General features: G+C 40.5%; 17 protein-coding genes. 7 read left to right on the plus strand and 10 right to left on the minus strand.

Annotation, left to right across the window (positions count from 1 at the left end; translation table 11 throughout):
- Window positions 1-47: 47 nt before the first annotated feature.
- The 4 genes from DRW42_RS14715 to DRW42_RS14730 all read left to right on the plus strand — a co-directional run bounded on the left by DRW42_RS14715 (window position 48) and on the right by DRW42_RS14730 (window position 4,962).
- Window positions 48-1,106 carry a sugar kinase gene (locus DRW42_RS14715; RefSeq protein ID WP_113949592.1) on the plus strand — a complete coding sequence of 353 codons (1,059 nt, stop codon included), beginning with the start codon at window positions 48-50 and terminating at the stop codon, window positions 1,104-1,106.
- Complete coding sequence (locus tag DRW42_RS14720) at window positions 1,096-1,758, plus strand: bifunctional 4-hydroxy-2-oxoglutarate aldolase/2-dehydro-3-deoxy-phosphogluconate aldolase (protein ID WP_208643569.1); 663 nt, start codon at window positions 1,096-1,098, stop codon at window positions 1,756-1,758. The genes DRW42_RS14715 and DRW42_RS14720 overlap by 11 nt, the downstream gene beginning before the upstream one ends.
- A gap of 21 nt (window positions 1,759-1,779) precedes the next feature.
- Window positions 1,780-3,219 (plus strand): MFS transporter, encoded by a 1,440-nt coding sequence (locus tag DRW42_RS14725; RefSeq protein WP_113949593.1) that lies wholly within the window; start codon window positions 1,780-1,782, stop codon window positions 3,217-3,219.
- Window positions 3,220-3,336: 117 nt separating this feature from the next.
- Entirely contained in the window at window positions 3,337-4,962 is a 1,626-nt protein-coding gene (locus DRW42_RS14730) for an NADP-dependent glyceraldehyde-3-phosphate dehydrogenase (protein WP_113949594.1), read from the plus strand.
- A gap of 269 nt (window positions 4,963-5,231) precedes the next feature.
- On the opposite strand, the gene DRW42_RS14735 is transcribed toward DRW42_RS14730, so the two are convergent.
- From DRW42_RS14735 to DRW42_RS14755, 5 genes are all read right to left on the minus strand, one after another.
- Window positions 5,232-5,972 (minus strand): rhamnogalacturonan acetylesterase, encoded by a 741-nt coding sequence (locus tag DRW42_RS14735; RefSeq protein ID WP_113949595.1) that lies wholly within the window; start codon window positions 5,970-5,972, stop codon window positions 5,232-5,234.
- 7 nt (window positions 5,973-5,979) lie between these two features.
- The gene (locus tag DRW42_RS14740; protein WP_113949596.1) at window positions 5,980-7,002 is read right to left on the minus strand and encodes a pectinesterase family protein; all 1,023 of its coding nucleotides are present in this window, start codon (window positions 7,000-7,002) and stop codon (window positions 5,980-5,982) included.
- 180 nt (window positions 7,003-7,182) lie between these two features.
- Complete coding sequence (locus DRW42_RS14745) at window positions 7,183-8,832, minus strand: fibronectin type III domain-containing protein (protein WP_113949597.1); 1,650 nt, start codon at window positions 8,830-8,832, stop codon at window positions 7,183-7,185.
- A gap of 18 nt (window positions 8,833-8,850) precedes the next feature.
- Window positions 8,851-10,692, minus strand: a complete 1,842-nt coding sequence (locus DRW42_RS14750; protein WP_113949598.1) for a RagB/SusD family nutrient uptake outer membrane protein — start codon at window positions 10,690-10,692, stop codon at window positions 8,851-8,853.
- Window positions 10,693-10,704: 12 nt separating this feature from the next.
- The gene (locus DRW42_RS14755) at window positions 10,705-13,926 is read right to left on the minus strand and encodes a SusC/RagA family TonB-linked outer membrane protein (protein WP_113949599.1); all 3,222 of its coding nucleotides are present in this window, start codon (window positions 13,924-13,926) and stop codon (window positions 10,705-10,707) included.
- A gap of 264 nt (window positions 13,927-14,190) precedes the next feature.
- Here DRW42_RS14755 and DRW42_RS14760 point away from each other — a divergent pair, with 264 nt between their 5' ends.
- Window positions 14,191-15,207, plus strand: a complete 1,017-nt coding sequence (locus DRW42_RS14760; protein WP_113949600.1) for a LacI family DNA-binding transcriptional regulator — start codon at window positions 14,191-14,193, stop codon at window positions 15,205-15,207.
- Window positions 15,208-15,372: 165 nt separating this feature from the next.
- Window positions 15,373-16,557: a class I SAM-dependent rRNA methyltransferase gene (locus DRW42_RS14765; RefSeq protein ID WP_113949601.1), complete on the plus strand. Its 1,185-nt coding sequence runs from the start codon at window positions 15,373-15,375 to the stop codon at window positions 16,555-16,557.
- 353 nt (window positions 16,558-16,910) lie between these two features.
- Here DRW42_RS14765 and DRW42_RS14770 read toward each other — a convergent pair whose 3' ends face one another.
- Both DRW42_RS14770 and DRW42_RS14775 read right to left on the minus strand, forming a co-directional pair.
- The gene (locus DRW42_RS14770; RefSeq protein ID WP_113949602.1) at window positions 16,911-17,162 is read right to left on the minus strand and encodes a DUF6814 family protein; all 252 of its coding nucleotides are present in this window, start codon (window positions 17,160-17,162) and stop codon (window positions 16,911-16,913) included.
- Between the two features lie 10 nt (window positions 17,163-17,172).
- The gene (locus DRW42_RS14775) at window positions 17,173-18,696 is read right to left on the minus strand and encodes an MFS transporter (protein WP_113949603.1); all 1,524 of its coding nucleotides are present in this window, start codon (window positions 18,694-18,696) and stop codon (window positions 17,173-17,175) included.
- Between the two features lie 146 nt (window positions 18,697-18,842).
- Here DRW42_RS14775 and DRW42_RS14780 point away from each other — a divergent pair, with 146 nt between their 5' ends.
- Window positions 18,843-19,733 carry a bestrophin family protein gene (locus DRW42_RS14780; protein WP_113949604.1) on the plus strand — a complete coding sequence of 297 codons (891 nt, stop codon included), beginning with the start codon at window positions 18,843-18,845 and terminating at the stop codon, window positions 19,731-19,733.
- Here DRW42_RS14780 and DRW42_RS14785 read toward each other — a convergent pair.
- The 3 genes from DRW42_RS14785 to DRW42_RS14795 all read right to left on the minus strand — a co-directional run bounded on the left by DRW42_RS14785 (window position 19,730) and on the right by DRW42_RS14795 (window position 22,416).
- On the minus strand, window positions 19,730-20,359 hold the full coding sequence (locus DRW42_RS14785; RefSeq protein WP_113949605.1) for a Pr6Pr family membrane protein: 630 nt from the start codon (window positions 20,357-20,359) through the stop codon (window positions 19,730-19,732). The genes DRW42_RS14780 and DRW42_RS14785 overlap by 4 nt on opposite strands.
- A 150-nt stretch (window positions 20,360-20,509) precedes the next feature.
- Window positions 20,510-21,061, minus strand: a complete 552-nt coding sequence (locus DRW42_RS14790) for a TlpA family protein disulfide reductase (protein ID WP_113949606.1) — start codon at window positions 21,059-21,061, stop codon at window positions 20,510-20,512.
- A 68-nt stretch (window positions 21,062-21,129) separates the two neighbouring features.
- Window positions 21,130-22,416 carry a hypothetical protein gene (locus DRW42_RS14795; RefSeq protein WP_244215288.1) on the minus strand — a complete coding sequence of 429 codons (1,287 nt, stop codon included), beginning with the start codon at window positions 22,414-22,416 and terminating at the stop codon, window positions 21,130-21,132.
- Between the last annotated feature and the right edge of the window lie 25 nt (window positions 22,417-22,441).

Here is a 22,441-nt window from a genome sequence, read left to right on the forward strand (position 1 = left end):
CATACCGTTGCAGAAAACAGCATGAAATACGCCGATTAGATATAAAAATGAGCACCCAAATATTCGCTTCATCAAAAAAAGGAAAAAAAGTTTTAAGCTTTGGTGAAATACTTTTACGCATCTGCCCTGATATGGATGGTGCATGGTTAAAAGAAAATAAACTTCCGTTTTATGTTGGCGGTGCAGAGCTGAACGTAGCTACTGCACTGGCCCTTTGGAATGTTCCTTCTGCCTATTTATCGGCTGTGCCCGATAATTCGGTAACCAGGGAAATTATGGATTATCTTGATGCCCGGAATATTGATACTACACCAATGGTATACGATGGCGAGCGTTTGGGTTTATATTATCTTCCTAAAGGAAAAGATCTGAAAAATGCCGGCGTAATTTACGATCGGGCAAATTCTGCTTATGCAGGTTTAAAGGTTGGCCAGATCAACTGGGATGAAGTTTTTGAAGAGGTGAGCTGGTTTCATTTCAGCGCGATATGCCCGGCCATTAACCAATCTATCGCCGATGTTTGTCTGGAAGCCTTAAAAGCAGCAACCGAGCGAAACATTACCATTTCACTCGACCTGAACTACCGTGCCAAACTTTGGAAATATGGTAAAGATCCGATTGATGTGCTACCGGAACTTGCTCAATACTGCAGCCTGATAATGGGAAATGTTTGGGCAGCCAATAAAATGCTGGGTACGGCAATCCATGATGATTTATTGCCAACCGAAGGTTACGCTAAAGAAACGCTTTTACAACAGGCAACCGATACTTCTAAAGAAATATTAAAGTTATTCCCTGCATGTAAAGCAGTGGCCAATACCTTCAGGTTCGATCATGGTAAAGGTATCAGGTATTACACCGCTATTTACACCGAAGGTGAATTAACCGTATCAGAAGAATATGTTTCTGAAGAAATTTTAGATAAAGTGGGCAGTGGCGATTGTTTTATGGCAGGCTTGATTTATGGTTTTTACAACCAGCTCCCGGCTAAAGAAACTTTAAACTTTGCCACCGCAGCAGCTTATGATAAATTATACATTCCAAGCGATGCTACAACCAGCACCGTTGCCGATATAGAAAAAAGAATTATACGCAATGATCAGTAACAAACACAAAATTTTAGATGCCATTTTAGAGCAGGGCATGTTACCCCTGTTTTATCAGGATAGCGAATCGGGTAGTGTAGAAATATTACGCACGCTGTATAAAGCTGGTGTGCGCGTTTTCGAATACACCAACCGCGGTAAATCTGCTTTGCCGAACTTTAAAAAACTAAAAGAAATCCGCGATGCCGAAATGCCCGATCTGTACCTGGGTATCGGAACCATCAAAACCCCTGCCGATGCACATGCTTTTATCGAAGTCGGAACAGATTTTATCGTTGCACCAATTGTAAATCCGGCTGTTGCCGAAATTGCAAACAAAATTGGCATGTTGTGGATCCCGGGCTGTATGACGCCGACCGAAATCAGCGTAGCACAGGAACATAAAGCCATGTTAATTAAAATTTTTCCTGCCAATATTTTGGGCCCGGAGTTTATATCTTCGATTAAAGATCTTTTTGCCGGACAGCTATTTATGCCAACCGGTGGAGTAGAAATTAATGCCGATAACCTCAAAACCTGGTTTAAAGCCGGCGTTTGTGCTGTTGGTATGGGTAGTAAATTAATCAGTAAAGATGTAATGAGCAAAGGTCTTTACGATGAATTATTCGACAACACCAAATTAGCACTCGAACTTATTCAGCAGAGCAAATAAAAACTTAACATCCCTAACCAAATGAACCAACCCAAAACAAGCAAATATAGATGGACCATCTGTTTGCTGTTATTTTTAGCCACTACGATAAATTATTTAGACAGACAGGTTCTTTCTTTAACCTGGACGGATTTTATTAAACCAGAATTCCATTGGGACAATAACGACTATGGAAATATAACGGCGCTGTTCTCTATTTTTTATGCCATATCGATGCTTTTCGCAGGTCGTTTAGTTGATAAACTTGATACCAAAAAAGGTTTTTTATGGGCTATCGGGGTTTGGTCGGTAGGAGCTTGTTTACATGCTTTTTGCGGTATTGCAACCGCAGGTATTGTTAACGGAAACTGGTTTGTAGGTTTTGAAGGTGCTAAAGAAGTAATTGCCCGTATTAACGATACCGGTTTAGTGGTTTCGGTAAGTGTTACCCTGTTTATTTTTGCCCGTTTTGTACTGGCAGTTGGGGAGGCAGGTAATTTTCCGGCAGCGATTAAAGCTACAGCCGAGTATTTCCCTAAAAAAGACCGCGCATTTGCCACCAGTATATTTAATGCCGGTGCTACTGTTGGTGCTCTTGCTGCACCCATTACCATTCCTTTTATTGCCAAAGCTTACGGCTGGGAAATGGCTTTCATCATTATTGGCGCGTTGGGTTTTGTATGGATGGGCCTTTGGGTTTTTGTATACAACAAACCAGAATTGCATAAAAGGGTGAGTGCCGAAGAACTGGCTTACATTCAGCAGGATATAATTAACGATAGAAAACTGGCAGATTACGTTGAAGAGACGAAAGAAAAGGTTTCATTTATCGATTGCTTTAAATACAAACAAACCTGGGCTTTTGCTTTTGGTAAATTTATGACCGATGGCGTTTGGTGGTTCTTCTTATTCTGGACACCAGCTTACCTGAAATCAGTGTATGGAATGGATTCAACACAAAGTGCATTGCCATTATTTGTACTTTATATGATTACCTTACTGTCTATCGTTGGCGGATGGTTACCCACTTATTTTGTTGATAAAAAAGGCATGAACCCTTACGAAGGCAGGATGAGGGCCATGTTGATTTTTGCCTTTTTCCCGCTTTTGGCTTTAGCAGCACAACCTTTAGGCCACATTACCTACTGGATCCCTGTAATTATTATCGGTATTGCCGGTGCGGCCCATCAGGCATGGTCGGCTAATATATTTTCTACTGTTGGCGATATGTTTCCTAAAAAAGCCATTGCAACCATTACCGGTATCGGTGGGATGGCTGGTGGTATAGGCGCTTTTATCATCAATAAAGGTTCTGGTTTACTGTTCGATTATACGGGCAAAAACGAGATCGTTTTTATGGGTTTTAAAGGTGAAGAAGCCGGGTATTTTATTATCTTTTCCATTTGTGCGGTATGTTATTTAATCGGCTGGACCGTAATGAAAACCTTGGTGCCAAAATATAAAGTTATCGAACTAAAATAATTGCAGATTTAATACGCAGGTAAAGTTAAACTATCTGCGTATTGATATATTTGCAACAAGGTTAATCTATACTTAAACCATAGATTAACAATTATAAACCCTAACAACCAACCCAAATTGAGTACACCTCTAAACCTCGAAAGTATTTTCGTTGAAGAGAGCCAGATTCCAGATGAATTTAGGCTCACGGAAGAAATCAATCAAAAGGAGTTTCTTTCAAATGGAGAAATGAAACCGTGGAACGGACCATTTAACGAAGTGTTTTCTCCAGTATGCGTAAAAACCCCTGAAGGTTTGAAACGAAAGCGTATCGGTAGTTTTCCGGTATGTACAGAGAAAGAGTCGACAGAAGCATTGGATGCCGCTGTAGCTGCTTACGATAACGGCCGCGGACAATGGCCAACCATGAGTGTTGCCGACCGCATTGCCTGTGTAGAAAATTTTACCCATAAAATGATCGAGCAAAAAGAAATTGTTGCGAAACTGATTATGTGGGAAATCGGAAAATCTTATGCCGATTCGGTAAAAGAATTCGACCGTACAGTTGAGTATATCTATGCTACCATCGATGCGTTAAAAGATATCGACAGACAGTCATCACGTTTTGAGATAGAGCAGGGTATTGTGGCCCAGGTGCGCCGTTCGCCGCTTGGAGTGGTACTTTGTATGGGGCCGTTCAACTATCCGTTAAATGAGACCTTTACTACGCTGATTCCGGCTTTGATTATGGGCAATACTCTTTTATTCAAACCACCTAAACATGGTACTTTATTGCACTATCCTTTGCTTGAAGCCTTCCGTTCAAGTTTCCCTAAAGGTGTGGTAAATACAATCTATGGTCGTGGTAATACCATTGTTCCGGGATTAATGAAATCGGGTAAAATCAATGTGCTTACTTTGATCGGTTCGAGTAAAGTAGCCAACGAATTAAAAAAACTGCACCCTAAAGTTAACCGCTTAAGGGCAATTTTAGGTTTGGATGCTAAAAATGCAGCCATTATTACCAAAGATGCAGACCTGGATTTAGCCGTTTCTGAAACGGTTTTAGGTTCGCTTTCTTTTAACGGACAACGTTGTACCGCAATAAAAATCGTTTATATACACCGCAGCCTGGCACAGGAATTTTTAAAGCGTTTATCTGCAGAAGTAGAAAAACTGAAATTCGGTATGCCGTGGGAAAAAGGCGTAAACCTTACGCCATTGCCAGAGCTTAATAAACCAGAATATTTAAAAGAATGCATTGATGATGCGGTTTCGCACGGAGCGAAAGTGGTTAATAAAAACGGTGGACAAACTTTAGAAACTTTTGTTTATCCCGCCATTGTTTATCCGGTAAACAGCAATATGAAATTGTATCGCGAAGAGCAGTTTGGTCCGATTGTGCCGGTTGTACCTTTCGACGATCTGGAAGAGCCAATTGAGTATTTAATCGGTTCGCCGCACGGACAACAGGTAAGTATTTTCAGCAATAATGCCGCGGTGATTTCTTCACTGATTGATCCTTTGGTGAACCAGGTGAGTCGTGTAAATATCAACTGCCAATGTCAGCGTGGACCAGATGTTTTCCCTTTCACAGGTCGTAAAGATAGTGCCGAAGGAACGCTTTCTGTAGTGGATGCCCTGCGTTCATTCTCGATCCGCTCGTTGGTAGCTACCAAATTTACTGATGATAATAAAAAATTACTGAACGAAATTGTGAGGGGAGATGATTCGAACTTCTTAAGTACGAAGTATATTTTCTAGTTGCTAATTAACTAGCGCAGATCGTCATTGCGAGGAGGAACGACGAAGCAATCTTAAACGATGAACTAATCATCAGTTCTAAGAAGATTGCTTCGTCGGCTGAAAAAGCCTTCTCGCAATGACGATTTTTTTTATTTCGAACTGTTAATAGCCCTCGTTTATAACGAAGATTAGCGAGGTTCGCATTTGTAATGCATTAAGAGCAATTATTGGCGATACAATCACCTTTTTCGTAAATCCCGATTGCAAATCGGGACGATATTTTGTTTCTACTTCAAACTTTTAACCAAACTCAATTTTAACTCTTTAATCCCTTTCACCACCAAACCTGCCACCTGTTTAGCTCCCGCCGGACTTAAATGGGTATCGTCTTTTTTGCCATTTGGGTAATTTACATTTCCGGAATCAACATAGTTGAATAATTTAATTGATGGCTCATCTCCCAATCGGGTTAACAAACTTTCTGTTTTTGCCAGCATATCAATTAAGGGCACATCTAACGAATCGGCCACCTGACGGGTGATTCTGGGATAATCGCCATGAGAATCAATCAAAATACCATTTTTGAAACTCCTTCTCGAAATGGGTGTTAATAAAACCGGAAAAGCTTTTTTGCTCCGGGTTTCCTTCACATAATTAATCAGGTTGAGTTTAAAATCTGATAAGGAAACACCAATATTCGGCTTGTCGACTTTTTCATCATTGTGCCCGAATTCGATAAACACATAATCACCCGGGGCTAATTGTGCCAAAATTGGATCCCAGCGTTTTTCTGCGCGGAACGATTTTGTACTGCGTCCGTTCAGTGCCCGGTTATCAACCGTAACATCAGGTTTAAAAAAAGATTGCAGCGCCATGCCCCAACCCGTTTCCGGATAAGCTTTTTCTTCTTTGTTGGCAGCAGTAGAGTCACCAATAATGTAGAGTTTTGTTTTCTTCTGGATAAGCGTAAAAGAGCATAAAATAACTAAAGTTATTGCCGCAAAAAGTTTGAAGAAATTCGTTTTCATGTTATAGTTAATTTGTGAGTGGATTCCATGCGTCCGTTCCACCCAATATATTTTTTAAAGTATATTTTTTTGCTTCTTTATCTGTAAGCTGTTTCGTCCAGGCTAACCTTGTTTTTGGCGATGCCCCTGCACCTGTATTTTTATATTCTGCATAAAAAACAGTTTGTTCTTTATCCGGAAACATCTGATCACCTTTCCATGGGTTCCAGCCTTCTGCCACAATGTGTTTCCCTAAATCACAATTAATAAATACCGTTTTGGCATACGGTCGCCATGGCCGGCCTAAATAAGCTTTCTTCACCGATGCCGCTGCAATGAGCTTACAATTTAGAAAAACAAATCCGAATTTTTGCTGCGCAGAAGTAGAAGCTGCTGTAACATAAGAGTCGCTTAAATTTTTGACCGTACAATCCTGGAAAACCACGGTAGCCTTACCAAAAATAAAATCGGTTGTACCTTCGATATAACAGTTTTGATAATATTGCCTGCTATTTTCAACAGCGGCATAAAGGGTATCCTGATTGCCTAAAAACCGGCAATTTTTTGCCGTAAAACGATCGCCCTCCACATGTAAAGCTACCGCCTGACCAACGCGACCAGCTGAATTACTAATGGTTAAATTTTCAAGGTGGATATCATTGCCCTGAACCAATACTGTAAAAGAGGTATAAGTGCTGAATTTGGCATTGCCATAAACATCTTTGCCACCAGGATTAGGTTTGCCCGAATAACCGTCAAAAGTAATAATGGTATTTTCTACATCTTCTCCTATAATCGAGATTCTGATTTTCCAGGAGGGAATAATCAGTTTTTCTTTATAAGTTCCTTTTTTAACATAAATTTTTACCTCTTTTTCACCTAAATCCCTTACCGAATTTACAGCTTCCTGTATGGTCTTATAATTTGCATCACCATCCTTCGAAACGGTTATTGTTGAAGGGTATTTTGGATCCTGAGCCTGTGCGAAAAGGGTAGAAATGGTATAAAAAAGAAGTATGGTAATTAACCTAAAACAGGATGATGTTTTCATTTTTTATTAAAATCTGATTAACGGTTCATCATCTCGAAGCAGATCTCTCCACTTCGCAATGCTCCGGAGATGACGATTTTTTAGTGGGACCTCCCCGCATTAACGAACGCTTTTGCTCCGCATAAATTTCATTAAAAAAGGGCAGATTAAAACCTGCCCTTCGTAAAATAACTGTTGTTTTTAAAAAGCCCAGCGTGGATCGCCTATCGCGGTTCCAGTGGTGCTCGAAGTTCTCAATGTTGAACCAACAGGTAAAGTAAAATCGGTGGTGGTTGCTGTCCAACCTAAATTTTGCTGTTGCGTAACGCTTAAAGTTGCCGTACCAAATGTTAAAGCCGTACCAGCGGTTAATGCGCTGTTCAGGTTAAAATAATTGGTATTAGAAATGGTAATCGAACTTCCTGCTCCGGTACCTCTTATCGCTGCAGCATTAACTGTTCCTGCTTTTGGGGTATTGGCCAAAATACTATTCTGAATGCTGAAATTGACCGGATTGGTATTGGCATCCAGCAAGGCATATTTAGCGCTTCCGCCAAATGCATTGATGGTAGAATAACTGATCAGCACAGTTGGGGTTTGATCGCCAACGAAAGCAGTTGAAGTAAGCACCAAACCCGGACCGCAGTTATAAAATGTAGATTTCGATACCGTAAGCGTATTAAACTGCAACTTAGTGATGTTGAAAGTATAATAGGTAGAGGTTCCATTGGCACCCATATCGTAAACAATAGAGTTGTTAATGGTGATACCCGTAATTTTAAAATCTTTCGCCGCAGTACCCCGGTCTCCACGTAAAAACGCGGTGGTAGATCCATGTGCAATACAGTTATCAACCACAAGGTTGGTAAAGGTTGCGGCTGATGCATTATTGGCCTGCGAGCCGATCAGGTTGATAAAATAAGGCGAAGCGCCGATTGTTCCATCAAGTTCTAATCCTGATAAGGTTAAACCAGCTCCTGTACCTTCCAGATCAAATTCCTTGTAATTGATTTTTGTATCTGTGGCATTGCCCGAAGTTGATTTTAGGGTGATGGTTTTTTGTGTGATAAATGTTGTTGCCGCAGTTAGGTTATAGGTACCCGGATTTAAGCCGATTACTGCACCATTTGCTGCAGAAGTAATTGCAGCAGCTAAATCATCGCCTGGATTTAATTTTACGGTGTACGTGGTTGGTGCAAGAGTGGTAAAAGTGGTAATGCCTTTACTTTTTGTGCCCGCAAATAATTCGGCACTGTATTTAATGCCTGCAGTTAAACCGGTAATGTTTTTTAATCCTGCAGCTGCTTCGGCTGTACTTAAAGTAGCTGTTATTGCAGTGCCAGCGGTTGGTGTTAATACAATCGAGGTAAGCCCTACCGTTGGGGTATAACGCAGGGTGATCCCGGTTTCTTTAATCTCCGAATCCCTAACCGGTAAAAACAACTGGATCCCGGTTAACTGGAAGGATGAACTTACCAGGTATTTTGATTCCGGCTGTGCATCAGTTGCATTTGCTTTTATCCTCGCAAAATATTTTGTCCTTACGGATAAGTTTTCTTCTGTTACCGAAACACCAGTGGTATCAGATGTTGTAGAATATTTTACCGTTGAGAAGAGAGAATCCGTAGAAAAATCGATGCTGTATTTTAAAGCTTTTCCTGTCGACATTAAAGGCGCTGTCCACGTTAATTTGGCTGAAGTTGCCGATGCACTTACCTTAACCTCACTTGGTTTAAAGGAGCGGGCGGGCTCAGTTGGCTGATCAACGTCTTTTTTACAGGCCCAAATAGAAATCATTATTCCTAAAAGAAAAGTTATTTTAAAGCCCGATTGGTTGATATATTTTTTCATGATTTATACTTAAAACGGTTAATAACTAACGTTCTGTTTAATTTTAGGGTTCTGGATAATGGCCGTTGCCGGAAATGGAAACAACGATTTTGCCGGAACATAACCTGGCGCCACACCTTTGGCCGCGCTGGTAATTACATCTTCGGTAATGTTGGTAGACCAGGCCAGAGAAGTATAACCCGAAGGCGTAGAAACAGCTGTTGTTGGCTGGAACAATACCGTATTTGCATTACCCCCGTAAAAGTTTATCGTAGCCACCTCTGTAACGCTTGGCGATAAATTATAAGCAGAAGCAATGTAATACACTGTTTTAGGCACACTTGCAAACGCACCTGCATTGGTCATAAATAACCTTAATTTATCCCTTGTTTCTTCAAACTTAGTTTGTAAAAGGTTCCATCTGATCAGATCGTACTTGCGGATACCTTCGCCACCAAACTCCAGTAATCGTTCTTTTACAATAGCATTAAAAAAGCCGGTTTTATCGGTAGCAACGGCAGGGATTTGTGTTTCATAACCTGCATAGGCACGTTTCTGAACTTCCTGTAGAGCCGAAATGGCTGCTGCAGAAGGTGCACCATTAATTTCGTTATCGGCCTCGGCATACATTAACAGCACATCAGCAAAACGCAGGATCGGCCAGTTGATTGAGAAATTCTGCGAGGTACTCGCATTGTTAAACGCTGTCCACGATTTGCGGAATTTAGAGTTGGTTTGCGAAGTAGGCAATACGGGTATTTTTAATGAAGAAGCATTGATCTGGTAAGAACCGATGGTTACATCCCTGCGGCAATCTTTGGTTTGATCGAACTCGTAAAAATAAGTCGGGATGGCATTTACCCCACCACCAGCGGCCTGTGCAGCATAGGCTGAGCCTGCTGCGAATAATAAACCGTCGTAATAACCAATTTTACTATCTGTAGAGGCATTGGTACCAAAAGCACCAACTTCGAACATCAGCTCGTGGGCATCGTCATAACGGGTGGTGGTATGCAGTGGTTTAAAAACATTTTCAAAAACCGGATTTAGGCTGTGATCGCCCCTGTGGTTCATAATGTCAAGGCACTCCTCTTTAGCTATTTTGTAAAAATCTAAATAATCAGCCCTGCGTACCATTGCATTTTCGGTAGCACGGAAAGAATAACCTCCTCTGGCCAATGCAATCCTGGCCCTTAATCCTTTTATCGCACCTTTTGTAAAGCGGAAATCACCATAAGTTGGAAACTCACTTCTCCACGGTACCAGGTCTTCAGCTATTTTTAAATCTGCAATTATTCGGTTATAGGTTTCGTCGCGGTTAGTATTGGGGATATACACATCTTCCACATCGGTAGGTGCATCAAAATAAGCCGGCACATCGCCCCAGTTGCGCAACAATTCGGCATAAAACTGTGCCCTGAGTGCTAAAGCCTCACCATAGTAACGTTTCATTTCTACTTTTTCGGCATCCGACCCACTGGTATACAGCTGCGAAAGCGGAATATATTTTATGGCATAATTTGCCCTCGAAATCCCGCTGTATAACTGCAGCCATGGATTATACAAATCAGAGTTATCGGGCGTGGCCGCATACATGCTGATTCCCCTGCGGTCTGATCCGTTAGTGAAATTTCCGGATGTTCTGAAATCGTCGGCCATTTGTGGGAAAAGGGCTGATAGACGGTTACCGTAGCCATTATCGCCACACAGTTTATTGTACACGCCAATTAATACGGCATTGGTGTTTGATGTACTTCCAAAAGCCGATTCGGGAGAAGTGGTTGATGGAGAAGTTACATCAAGGTATTTTTTGCAGGAGGTAAATGTCATCAGTCCCAACAGCACCGCCAATAATTTATATTTTAAATATGTTTTGTTCATGATCAGTTCAAATTAAAATGTAACATTTAAGCCCGCCAAAATGTAACGGCTCCGTGGATAGGCCGCATAATCTACACCTGGTGTTAGGGGGTTGCTTCTGCGTGTACTGGCTTCAGGATCATATCCGGTATAGCCTGTAATGGTATAAAGGTTATTTACAGTAGCATAGAAACGCACCTTGTTGATTACTTTGGTTCTGGCAAGTAATTTTTGAGGTAACGAATAACCTAAAGTGACATTGGTGATCCTTAAATAAGAAGCATCTTCGATACTGTAAGAGGTTAAGAAATAGTTATTGGTAACCGGTGTCCAGATTTTTGTATCCGCATTGGCAGCAGCAAGCTGATCCCAGTTGGTAATCAAAGAACCGTTTGAATTGTACCATTTCCACCTGTCGTTCATGGTTGATAACAGGTTATTGTCTTTTACATTGTATTGAGAAGTAAACTCCACCTTGTTGGCATTATATTCTTTTCCACCAACCGAGAAGTTAACAAATATGCTCATATCAAAACCTTTGTAAGCAAATTGCTGGTTTAATCCACCTGTAAACTTCGGTTGTGCATTACCCAAAACGGTTCTGTCATCAACAGTAATTACGTTACTGGCCGAATTGGTGGTTTTGAGTAATTTCATATCGCCAGGCGCAACTGTTGCTTTACCAATGATGGCTGCATTATCTGTTATACCAGGTTTTAAAACCCATCTGTTTGTCGATTCGTAAGTGGCACGGTCAAAATCATCAAGGGTATAAAAACCGTTTGAAACATAGCCATAAAACTGCCCAACAGGTTTACCTACTTCAACGTAGAAATCATCTAAACTATTTACCCATCCCGAAGCTGCTTTAACTGCAGTAACGCCCGATGCAAGTCCCAAAACCTTATTTCTGTTAAAAGCAATGTTAAAGCTACTGTTGTAGGTAAAATCTTTGGTTTTGGCAATTAAGCCGGTCAACTGAAATTCAAGCCCCCTGTTCTGCGTAGAGCCCACATTTTGAAGCTGGAATGCATTTCCCAGAATAGAAGGAATATCGGCATTTAAGATCAGGTTTTTCACATGGTTCTGATACACGTCAATCGAACCTGATAAACGGTTTTTGAATAAACTGAAATCAACACCGAAGTTTAATGAAATGGTAGTTTCCCATTTTAATCCGGGATTGGCTAGGGCGGTTGTTGCAAGGCCAGGGGTAATAGAGGCATCACTCGCCGGGTAACCGGCACTCACCGAATTGGTGTAAAACAATGTTTTATAGAGGTCTGGATCAATCCGGTTGTTTCCTGCCGAACCATAACTGGCCCTGATCTTTAAATTATCCAGCCAGCTTAACTGTGCATTTTTGATAAAACCTTCTTCTGAGGCCCTCCATGCAAATTGTGCAGAAGGAAAAGTTCCCCAACGGTTGTTTGCGGCAAAGAGTGAAGAACCATCACGTCTTACCAACGCTGTTAAAATGTATTTGTTATCGAAAGTATAGGTTGCCCTTCCAAAATAAGAGAATAACCTGAAGCCGCTTATGCCTGTTGTAGGAGCATCCTGCACCTGTCCGGTTCCCGGACTTGCTTTCTGAATATTCCCAAAAGCTTCTTCGGCAGTAATGTTAAGCGGGAAATATTTAACTGTAGTGCTGTTCTGGTTGTTATCAGATTGGTTAATTTCCTGACCGATTAAAATGTCAAGTTCATTTTTTCCGCCCAGATTTGGCCTGTAATTAAGCGTATTGGAATTGGTTAAGGTAGTAGTGCTCGAATTGGCCAAAACCACAACCGGTAAGCCTGCCGCGTTACGGGCTACACCACTTAAAGGGCCATTAAAAGTATTCGTTTTACGATCGGTAAAGTTTAAACCAAGTGTACTTTTAAAGCTTAGGTTTTTTAAGATCTGATAGCTTAAATAAGCGCTGCTGATAAAATCGTTACGGTAATCATATTTCAACTCCTGATTAGCCAGAGTAATCGGGTTGGTTAATAAAGTTGCTCCATAATCTGCATCAAACTGATCGCCCGAATCGCCGGCGCCATTGTAAGGCTGGTAACGAACCGAGTTACGCAAACGGTTGGTACCTTGCGAACCTGTGCTCGAAGTACCAACGCCATCTATACGCTGACGGCTGTAACGCAAATTGATGCCTGTACGAAATTTATCAGAAATTTTATGGTCGAAACGTAGCGATGCAAAAGTACGGCGGTAACCTGAATTTAGCATAATTCCATCTTCCTGCGTGTTATTTGCAGTAAAATTGAAGGTAGTGGTTTTGGTACCACCAGCCAGGTTGATTACCTGGGTATTCGAAAAAGCCTGACGACCAAAAACTTTGTCCTGCCAATCGATATTCTGAACATTTTTATAGATGTCAAGATCTTCAAAAGTGCCATAACGTTTTGTAAATGCATCTTTCACATCCTGAGAAGTATTGTAGTTATAAAGCTGGTACTGGTATGAAACATAATCGTAAGGATTCATTACCGATAATTCATTAACAATCTGTCTTGCCCCTGCATAAGCATCAAAAGAAACGGAAGTTTTCATTTCCTTGCCACCTTTTGTGGTAATAATAACCACGCCATTGGCAGCACGCGCACCATAAATGGCGGTTGAGGCAATATCTTTTAACACGTCGATCGATTGAATCTCGTTTGGTGACAATAGCGATAACGCATTATCCAGCTGAACCCCATCAACAATGTACAGAGGTTCATTACTTTGCGTTAATGAGCCACCGCCCCTTACTTTAACCTCAATTTCTGCACCCGGAGAGCCCTCAGTTGTGGTTACCGAAACACCGGCAAGTTTACCAGCCAGTGCCTGTGCTGCAGTACTTACCGGAAAATCAGCCAGATCTTTAGCGGTTACACTCGAAACGGCAGAAGAAAGTTTATCCCTCGAAACGGTTCCGTAACCCACATTTACCGTAACCTCCTGAAGATTGTTTGCATCCTCTTCCAAACTAACATCAACCTTAGTTTGGTTGGTTACGGTTACATTTTTGGTTTTGTAACCTACATAGGTAAAAGTAACTGTTGCGCCATTGGCCGGAATGTTGATTTTGTAGGTTCCGTTTGCATCGGTACTGGCTGCAATTTTAGAATCTTTAACGTTTACACTAACCCCTACCAATACCTGGCCATCAGCTTTATCTTTTACCGTTCCGGTAAGCTGTCTGTTCTGTGCTTTCGCTACAGATAATCCAAAAAAAGCGAAAAATGCTAAAAAGAGTAGAACTCTGCTCATAAATTATTTATTTGAAGTGATTTGGTTATTTTTAAGATGCTGCAATCGCTTGCATGTAGAATTAAATTCTATTTCGGGATGTTATTGTTTGTTTATATTTGGTTACGTTGATGTAACAATTTTACAAACTAAAAACCGTTTGAAACCATTTTTAACTAAAAAAGTGTGCAAACGTTCCCAAAAACGTCTTTACGACGTTTATTAATATTGCTTTTGTAATCTACCTTAAATGGATATTTTTTGTAACTTGTACACAATACGAAAATGAGATTTGAAACATCTACCATAAAGGATATTGCTAAAGCACTAGGACTGTCAACCTCAACGGTATCCAGGGCTTTAAGAGACCGTTACGAAATTAGCGAAGAAACAAAAAAACTTGTTCTGGCCTATGCCGAAAAAGTAAATTACCGAGCCAATCCTATTGCCCGGAGTTTAAAGGAACGCCGTAGTTATTCTATCGGTATCATTGTAAGCGAGATTGCCAATAACTTTTTTTCGCAGGTCATAAACGGCATTGAATCAATAGCTTACGACCGTGATTACCACGTCATCATTTCTCAGAGTCACGAATCTTACAAACAGGAAAAACTGAATGTTGAGCACCTTGCCTCGCGTTCTATTGATGGGTTATTAATTGCACTTTCATCCGAAACACAGGATATTGATTACCTGCGAAACCTCTATGCTAAAGGTTTGCCGATTGTTTTTTTTGATCGGGTACCTGAGGATTTTGAAACACATAAAGTAATCGCCAATAATTTTAAAGGTTCTTTCGACGCTACCGAACACCTCATTTTATCTGGAAAAAGGACCATTGCCCATTTAACCAATTCGGAAAACCTTTCGATAACGAAAGAAAGGCTCGAAGGTTATAAGGCAGCACTTACCAAATACCATATCGAATTTAAACCCGAACTGGTTAAATATTGCCAGCACGGCGGCATGCATAGTGCCGAGCTCGAACAAGCCGTTAAAGAACTTTTACCCTTAAATCCGGATGGGATTTTTATTTCGAGCGACCGCTTAACTACAGGCTGTATCATGGCCCTGAAAAAAACCAATCCCGAAATTGTACATAAAATTGCCATTGCCGGTTTTACAAATTCCAACCTCGTTGAACTGTTTTCTCCATCATTAACCTCTGTAAAACAGCCCGCTTTCGAAATGGGACAGGTAGCAACCGAACTGTTAATTTCGATGATCGAAGCCAAACGTTCGGTAACTGAATTCGAAACGAAAGTGCTTGATACCGAGTTGGTTAAAATGGTTAAGCGCTAGGCGTGTGGCGGTTGGCGTTTAAGGCTATCCTCTCCAAACTAATTTACTACACTTAACGCTAGGCGCTAAACGCCATCTCATCCAAACCCTCAACTCCAAACTATCTACCACGCTTGGCGCCAACCGCTATACGCTAAACTCCTTACAAATTATTACCTTTGCACCATGGTAGAAATCGTATTAAAAAAGGGTAAAGAAAAAGCAGCATTACAAAGACATCCATGGGTATTTTCCGGAGCATTGGAAAAAGTTAAAGGTAAACCCGAAGATGGTGATGTGGTAAAAGTTTTTGCTTTCGATAACGAATTTCTGGCCTATGGTTATTTCAACAGCAATTCGCGTGTTGCCGTTCGTTTGCTGGAGTGGGATGAAACACAAACCATCAATAACAACTGGTACCAAAACCGTTTAAAACAAGCCATTGCCTCGCGTCAGTTTATCTTGGATGAAAATACCAATACCTGTAGACTGGTATTCAGCGAGGCTGATTTTCTGCCGGGTTTAATCGTTGATCAATATGCTGATTTTCTTTCCCTGCAGATTTTAAGTTCGGGCATTGAAAAAGTGAAAGCAGAAATTGTCGACATTTTAAGAACAGAGTTAAAGCCCAAAGGCATATTCGATAAAAGTGATGCCACTGCCCGTACCCACGAAGGTTTACCTGTTGAAAACGGTTTGCTTTGGGGCGAAAATCCGCCTGAATTTTTAGAGGTAAAAGAAAACGGGATTACTTATAACATCAATATTGCCGAAGGACAAAAATCGGGATTTTATTGCGATCAACGCGATAACAGAAGTATCTTGGCAAGTTATACCAAAGGTAAAAAAGTGCTGGATTGCTTTAGCTACAGCGGTGGTTTCAGTTTAAACAGTCTGGCCAATGGAGCAGCTACTGTAACCAGTGTTGATAGTTCTGGTTTAGCGGTTGAAACCTTAAAGCAAAATGTAGCTTTAAATAAATTCAACGTAGATAAAGTAACGGCAATACAGTCGGATGTAAACAAACAATTACGTGCTTTTAAAGAATCAGGAGAATTATTTGATGTAATTGTACTCGATCCACCTAAATATGCGCCATCACGCTCCGCATTAGATCGTGCAGCAAGGGCTTATAAAGATTTAAACCGCCTGGGCATGTTATTGCTTGAAAAAGGAGGTTTATTAGCCACGTTCTCTTGTTCAGGAGCAGTTGATATTGAAACCTTGAAACAGATTATTGCCTGGGCCGCACTCGATGCCGGTAAAGAAGTACAGATTATTAAACAATTCTGCCAGCCGGAGGATCACCCGGTAAGGATTTCTTTCCCGGAGGGAGAGTATTTGAAAGGGTTGTTACTGAGGGTTTTGTAGAGGTTCATTGGTTCATTTGTCATTTGTTTATTGGTTAGCATGATGCAGAAACCTGAGCATTGCCAAATGAAAACTTTCTTGTGTCTCCGTGCCTTGGTGGCTAAGGATGGTTCATTTGTCATTCGTTCATTGGTTAGCGTGGTGCAGAACCCAGTTCTCTGGTCTGTTTCCCACAAACCATGACGTCATTTCGAGCGGAGTGTAACGTAGCCGAGAAATCTATCTAGAGCGATATTACCAGATAGATCTCTCCCTGCCCGTAGCAGGCGGGCGTTCCACTTCGTTCCAGTCGAGATGACGGCACTTTTTTTGTAAAAAACTTTGTGTCTTCGTGCCTTGGTGGTTAAAATACGCTACAGCTCCTCCGAGTTTTCCGGCAAACGATCGTACTCACCTTTCCAGGCATAAAAACCAAAAATCATCAAGCCTAAGCTAATCGGCAGAAAGATGAACAGGATAATGGCCCATTGCAAAATCGTATTGGTACGCTCGATATCGGTGTGCGTTAAACCAACCTTTTCAATCGCTTGTAAAAACAGGAAAGTCATGGTTAAGGGACCTAACACCATCCAAACCAAACCTAAAAATTTCTTTAACGTGTTCATCTTTTTTGTGTTAATCGTTAATGCTTTCGTCTCTTTTATTGGATAAATAAATGGCTCCGATAATCAGGCTTAAAGTTGCAATACCTATCGGATACCATAAGCCCGATAATGGCGTAGAACCCGAAAAGCTTGCAATCAATGTGGCGATAAACGGAACAAGCCCTCCAAAAACACCGTTACCAATGTGGTATGGTAACGACATGGAAGTGTACCTGATCTTTGTCGGGAACAACTCCACCAGAAATGCCGCAATCGGACCATAAACCATGGTTACCAATAAAATCTGAAAGAAAATTAAACCCACAAACTTCCAGAAAACCGGTGTAGGCAAAACTTTGTCTTTGATAAGCGCTTTGCCTGGCAGAATTCCTTTAGTAGCAGAAACAGTATCTATCTGAACTTTATTAAACGATGCTCCGTTTTTGAGGAGTACTTTAACAGATGTTGTTCTTAAGCTATCTGGCGAATCTGCAATTAAAACAGAACTTATGGGCGCCGGTGTTGATGATAAAACAGCTGTCTGTTCAATTTTTGTATAATCCGTATCATCCAAAAATACCTGATAAATTGGCCGGTAAAAAAGAATTCCCAGCAACATCCCGCTCAACATAATCCATTTTCTTCCTACTTTATCACTCCAGGCACCAAAAACCACAAAAAATGGTGTGGCAAAGGCAATTCCCCAAAGTAAAATATACCTCGAATCGTTAAAATCCAGTTTGCATGTATTCTCTAAAAACGATTGTGCATAAAACTGACCTGTGTACCATATTACACCCTGCCCCATGGTAGCTCCAAAAAGTGCCAGCAGTACCATTTTAAAGTTTGCTTTATTGTTAAAACTTTCTTTGAGCGGATTTTTAGAAACATTACCTTCAGCCTTTAGTTTAGAAAACATAGGCGATTCGTGCATTTTCATGCGGATATAAATCGACACCACCACCAGTACAATTGATAGCAGAAAAGGAATCCGCCAGCCCCAATCGCCAAAAGTTTCAGCGCCTAAAATATTCTTGGTAATCACGATAATCCCTAACGAAAGAAACAGTCCAAGCGTAGCGGTAGTCTGGATCCAGCTAGTAAAAAATCCCCGTTTATTTTTCGGTGCATGTTCGGCTACATAAGTTGCCGCACCACCATATTCGCCGCCCAAAGCCAGGCCCTGAATCAATCTCAATACCAAAACCAGAATCGGTGCCGCATAACCAATGCTTTTATAGGAAGGAATTAAACCGATAAAAAATGTCGATCCACCCATCAGTACCAGTGTGAGCAAAAAGGTGTATTTCCGGCCAATTAAATCGCCGAGCCTTCCAAAAACCAATGCACCAAAAGGGCGAACAATGAAACCTGCAGCAAAAATAGCAAGGGTATTAATTAAGGCAGAAGCACCTGCATCTTCGGGGAAAAGCTGATGGCCAATGATAACAGCAAGGCTCCCGAAAATGTAAAAATCATACCATTCTATCAGTGTGCCCAGTGATGATGCACCAATAACTTTAAAAATATTATTTCTGGGTAGGGTTTCGCTCATAAGAAAAGGATATTTGGTTCTCCAAGATAAACATTTGAGCGACAATCGGCAACCTGTACTGTCTGTCAATTAATTTGTTACATTCTAAAACATTTCAGCTTTAGTTTTGTATTTTCAACCGTAACAATTGTTTCCAATCAAAATATATGCTTTTAATACAGAACATCCGGTTAAGCAGGATTTTAAGAAATACATGGCACGTTGATCTGATTATGATCGCTTCCTGTACGGCAGCGTATCTTGTGCGCGAATATTTAATTGCCCACCATTTCTCCATTCCATCCATTATTCCAACCGTTTTAGGTACAGCAATTGCCTTTTTTATCGGTTTCAACAATAATCAGGCTTACGATCGGTGGTGGGAAGCCCGGAAAGTTTGGGGTGCATTGGTAAACGATTCCCGCTCATATGCACGGGCTTTGATTAATTATGTTGATGAGGATGAAGAAAGTGTGAAACGTATGGTTTACAGGCATATTGCCTTTTTATATGCACTAAAAGCAAATTTAAGGAACACGGTTGATGAAATTTATACCAAATACCTGTCGGAAGGCGATTTAAATGAAATCAAAAAACACAATAATGCGCATAATGCCCTGCTTAACATCCAATCGCGGGATCTGCAGAAGTTAGCAAAAGCAAATAAAATTGATGGTTTCCGTTTTATAGAGATCAACGAAATGCTGACGCGTTTTTCGGATTCGATGGGTATGAGCGAAAGGATAAAAAATACCATATTCCCTACAACGTACACTTACTTAACCAAAGTTTTTATCTGGTTGTTTGTGGTAACTTTTACCCTTGTAATTAGCCAGGATGCTGGGCCCGCAGCCATATTTTTGGGTTGGTTAATCGGTTTTGTATTTGTGTCGACGCAAATTAACGGAATGAGCCTGGTAAATCCTTTCGAAAATAATTCTGCAGGTGTGCCGCTCAATCAGATCACCCGCACCATCGAAATTAACCTGTTGCAGATGCTTGAAGAAGAAGAAATCCCGGAGCCTGTTAAGCCAATCAATAATGAATATATTCTTTAAATTTTTGCGGTTTTTTTGCTAATAAAGATAAAAAACAACGATAAGAGCCAAAAGAAGAAGATTACTATAACAGCATTAAGAATAGCTTTGGGATAGCCCAGTTGTACCACATCGATAAATGGATAAGGATATTTATTGATCAGATAACCTCTGATTACAATAAATACCACATACAATAATGGATAAATGAGCCAGTTAATGGCCTGTTTATATCGGAGGGTTGATTTTTTAACAAAGAAAATCCAGAAAAGCAGGAAAATCAACGGATTTACCACATGTAAGAGTTCGTCTGCAGCCCTTGCCCAACCCCTGGGCGAAACAATGCCCCTCAGCATTACATTATAAATTAACCCTACCACTATAATGTAAACGGCTATTGCAGTTAAAGTGGAAGCCTTTGTAAAAAAATTTCCTTTGTCATTCCGTTTAACAAATGATAAACAGCTAAAACAAACGGCAACAATAATATTGGTGGTTACCGTAAAATAAGATAAGAATATTTTAATGGTTTCAATATAATTGCCTGCCAGGAGATTCAAACTTACACCAAACTGAAGAGCAAGTGAGAACCATACAAATATGGCCGTACAAATAGTAAAAGGCCTGAAATTTTCTTTTAAATCCATAAGGTGCGAAAAGGAGATGATCAGGCGAAAAAATTAATGCCTTAAAACTAAGATAAGCATTTCTGATAAAATGCGGCTTTGTGTTTGTTTGAAGCTTATAGGAGTATTTCGCAATAATTTTAAGTCGAAGTCTCAATCCTCACCAGGATATCAAAAGCTGTTCATCCCTACTTCAACCTTTAATTTCTCTTCAAACAGTATCGATTTTGCCTTAAACTGAGGATCTGTGAATGAAATATTTGCTATGGCATAGATAATCTTTCCATCCTTTCCAACCAAAACATTTGACGGAAAACCATGGTTGATGTTCAATCTGCGGATTTCATCTTTACTCAACGAAACAATTTCATATTGATAACCATTCCGTTTTTGAAAACTTTTGGCGCTTGCAGGAGCATCGTGGGTAATACCGATAAACCTCACGCCATTTTTGCCATATTTGGTTACCAGCCTGTTTAACTCAGGCATTTCGGCAATACAGGGCGGACATTTTTCGAACCAGAAATTGATTACGGTTACCTGGTTTTTTAAATCAGCATTGCTGAAAGCTTTTTTGTTAATCGTTAATCCTTTAAAAGCCGGGATTTCTTTTCCTGCCAGATCTTCGAAAAAGGTTTCCTGTGTGGCCCATTTAACCGGAGCATCCTGTGCCAGTAAGGGTAAATAAAAAACAGAAAGCAGAACAACCAGGTAAATTTTCATCGGCCATAAATATAAAAAAAGTCCTACCCATTTGGGAGGACTTTATAGTTTGTTTGGTCTGTAAAAATTTATTTAAAGGTAACCGAACCGTATTCTGTTTTTACGGATACGGTTGAAGCTCCGCCACTTCCAATCTTACCGGAATATTTTTTAGTTTCATCATCTTTGCTTACCATGCTCGATGATACATTAGATCCGTATTTAAAGCCGGCATAAGAGGTAGAAACATTAAATGTACCATTATAGCGTTCGCTAAAACCCAAACCTACACTTACATATTCGCCACCAAAGGTGAAGTTTTTACAGGCCGGCGTAATTTCGCTTACGCTTAGTTTGTTATAATCCATATTGATGTTGGCATCACCATTTAACGTACCTAAAGTAACATTCGAATATTCGGCATTTACAGCAATTTTACCCGCCCATGCTATATTTAAATCGCCGTAAGCCTGTTTGGCAACCGTATTGCCTTTAACGGTATTGATGTTTACTTTGGCATATTCTGAATTTAAAAGCAGGTTACCGCCAATGGTACCTATTGTTAAACCTTTTCCGTACTGTACTTTAATATCAGCCGATTTCCTGATGGTATTGATGTTTACTGCAACATATTCTGCATCCAGCTCTAATGTGCCTGCTGCACCAATATTTACCGGACCATTGTATTCGTGTTTTACCACGGCAGCATTTAAATCCTGAATGTCGCATTTGCCGTACTGAACATTAATGTAATTATTGGTGTTGCTTAAATTACCTGCAACCAGGTTGCCGTACTCTACTTTTAGTGAAGTTGGGCCAGCGAAATTTCCCATTTCTACACTGCCATATTGCTGCGAAACCGTTAAAGGATTTACAGCAGGCATGTATACCGTGTAAATTACCTTAATTTCCCTTCTCCAGGTGGTTACACCGTTTTTAACACTGCGGCCATAACGTCCGCTCCTGTCGCCCATGTTGGTTCTTATCGAAACCACATCCCCATTTTTAGTAGCATCTATATTTACACCATCAATTAACCTTTGTACGTCGCTATCCGAATTGCTATAGGCTTTAATGTCTACATCAACTTTTACTTCTTTCCTGTCCCAGGTTTTAATGGTAATGGATCCGTACTGGTTGTTTAAGTTTACCTTATCGTTATTATCTACGCTAAAACTCTTGCTAAAAGACTTTGATCGTTCTGCATCACCTCCCGTTTGGGTATTTTTCGCATAATTGACCATAGCCAGTGAAGAAGATTTATCAGAAGCTTCTGTAATGGCTTTTTCAGCCGGACTATTTACCGCAATTTCTTGCGCATTGATTTTTACGGCGATTAAAGCCATAAAGGCTAAAAATATTTTTATTGTTTTCATGTTGTTAATTGTTAAACATTTAAAG

Origin of the sequence: Pedobacter miscanthi (genome assembly GCF_003315595.1) — a bacterium.
GTDB classification, from domain to species: Bacteria; Bacteroidota; Bacteroidia; order Sphingobacteriales; family Sphingobacteriaceae; genus Pedobacter; species Pedobacter miscanthi.

Bases quoted from the DNA above. Each gene is read 5' to 3' on its own strand.
- DRW42_RS14770 (WP_113949602.1), bottom strand. From the start codon at position 17,162: ATGAACACGTTAAAGAAATTTTTAGGTTTGGTTTGGATGGTGTTAGGT.
- DRW42_RS14740 (WP_113949596.1), bottom strand. From the start codon at position 7,002: ATGAAAACATCATCCTGTTTTAGGTTAATTACCATACTTCTTTTTTAT.
- DRW42_RS14780 (WP_113949604.1), top strand. From the start codon at position 18,843: ATGCTTTTAATACAGAACATCCGGTTAAGCAGGATTTTAAGAAATACA.
- DRW42_RS14755 (WP_113949599.1), bottom strand. From the start codon at position 13,926: ATGAGCAGAGTTCTACTCTTTTTAGCATTTTTCGCTTTTTTTGGATTA.
- DRW42_RS14775 (WP_113949603.1), bottom strand. From the start codon at position 18,696: ATGAGCGAAACCCTACCCAGAAATAATATTTTTAAAGTTATTGGTGCA.
- DRW42_RS14760 (WP_113949600.1), top strand. From the start codon at position 14,191: ATGAGATTTGAAACATCTACCATAAAGGATATTGCTAAAGCACTAGGA.
- DRW42_RS14785 (WP_113949605.1), bottom strand. From the start codon at position 20,359: ATGGATTTAAAAGAAAATTTCAGGCCTTTTACTATTTGTACGGCCATA.
- DRW42_RS14720 (WP_208643569.1), top strand. From the start codon at position 1,096: ATGATCAGTAACAAACACAAAATTTTAGATGCCATTTTAGAGCAGGGC.
- DRW42_RS14725 (WP_113949593.1), top strand. From the start codon at position 1,780: ATGAACCAACCCAAAACAAGCAAATATAGATGGACCATCTGTTTGCTG.
- DRW42_RS14715 (WP_113949592.1), top strand. From the start codon at position 48: ATGAGCACCCAAATATTCGCTTCATCAAAAAAAGGAAAAAAAGTTTTA.
- DRW42_RS14795 (WP_244215288.1), bottom strand. From the start codon at position 22,416: ATGAAAACAATAAAAATATTTTTAGCCTTTATGGCTTTAATCGCCGTA.
- DRW42_RS14750 (WP_113949598.1), bottom strand. From the start codon at position 10,692: ATGAACAAAACATATTTAAAATATAAATTATTGGCGGTGCTGTTGGGA.
- DRW42_RS14790 (WP_113949606.1), bottom strand. From the start codon at position 21,061: ATGAAAATTTACCTGGTTGTTCTGCTTTCTGTTTTTTATTTACCCTTA.
- DRW42_RS14765 (WP_113949601.1), top strand. From the start codon at position 15,373: ATGGTAGAAATCGTATTAAAAAAGGGTAAAGAAAAAGCAGCATTACAA.
- DRW42_RS14745 (WP_113949597.1), bottom strand. From the start codon at position 8,832: ATGAAAAAATATATCAACCAATCGGGCTTTAAAATAACTTTTCTTTTA.
- DRW42_RS14735 (WP_113949595.1), bottom strand. From the start codon at position 5,972: ATGAAAACGAATTTCTTCAAACTTTTTGCGGCAATAACTTTAGTTATT.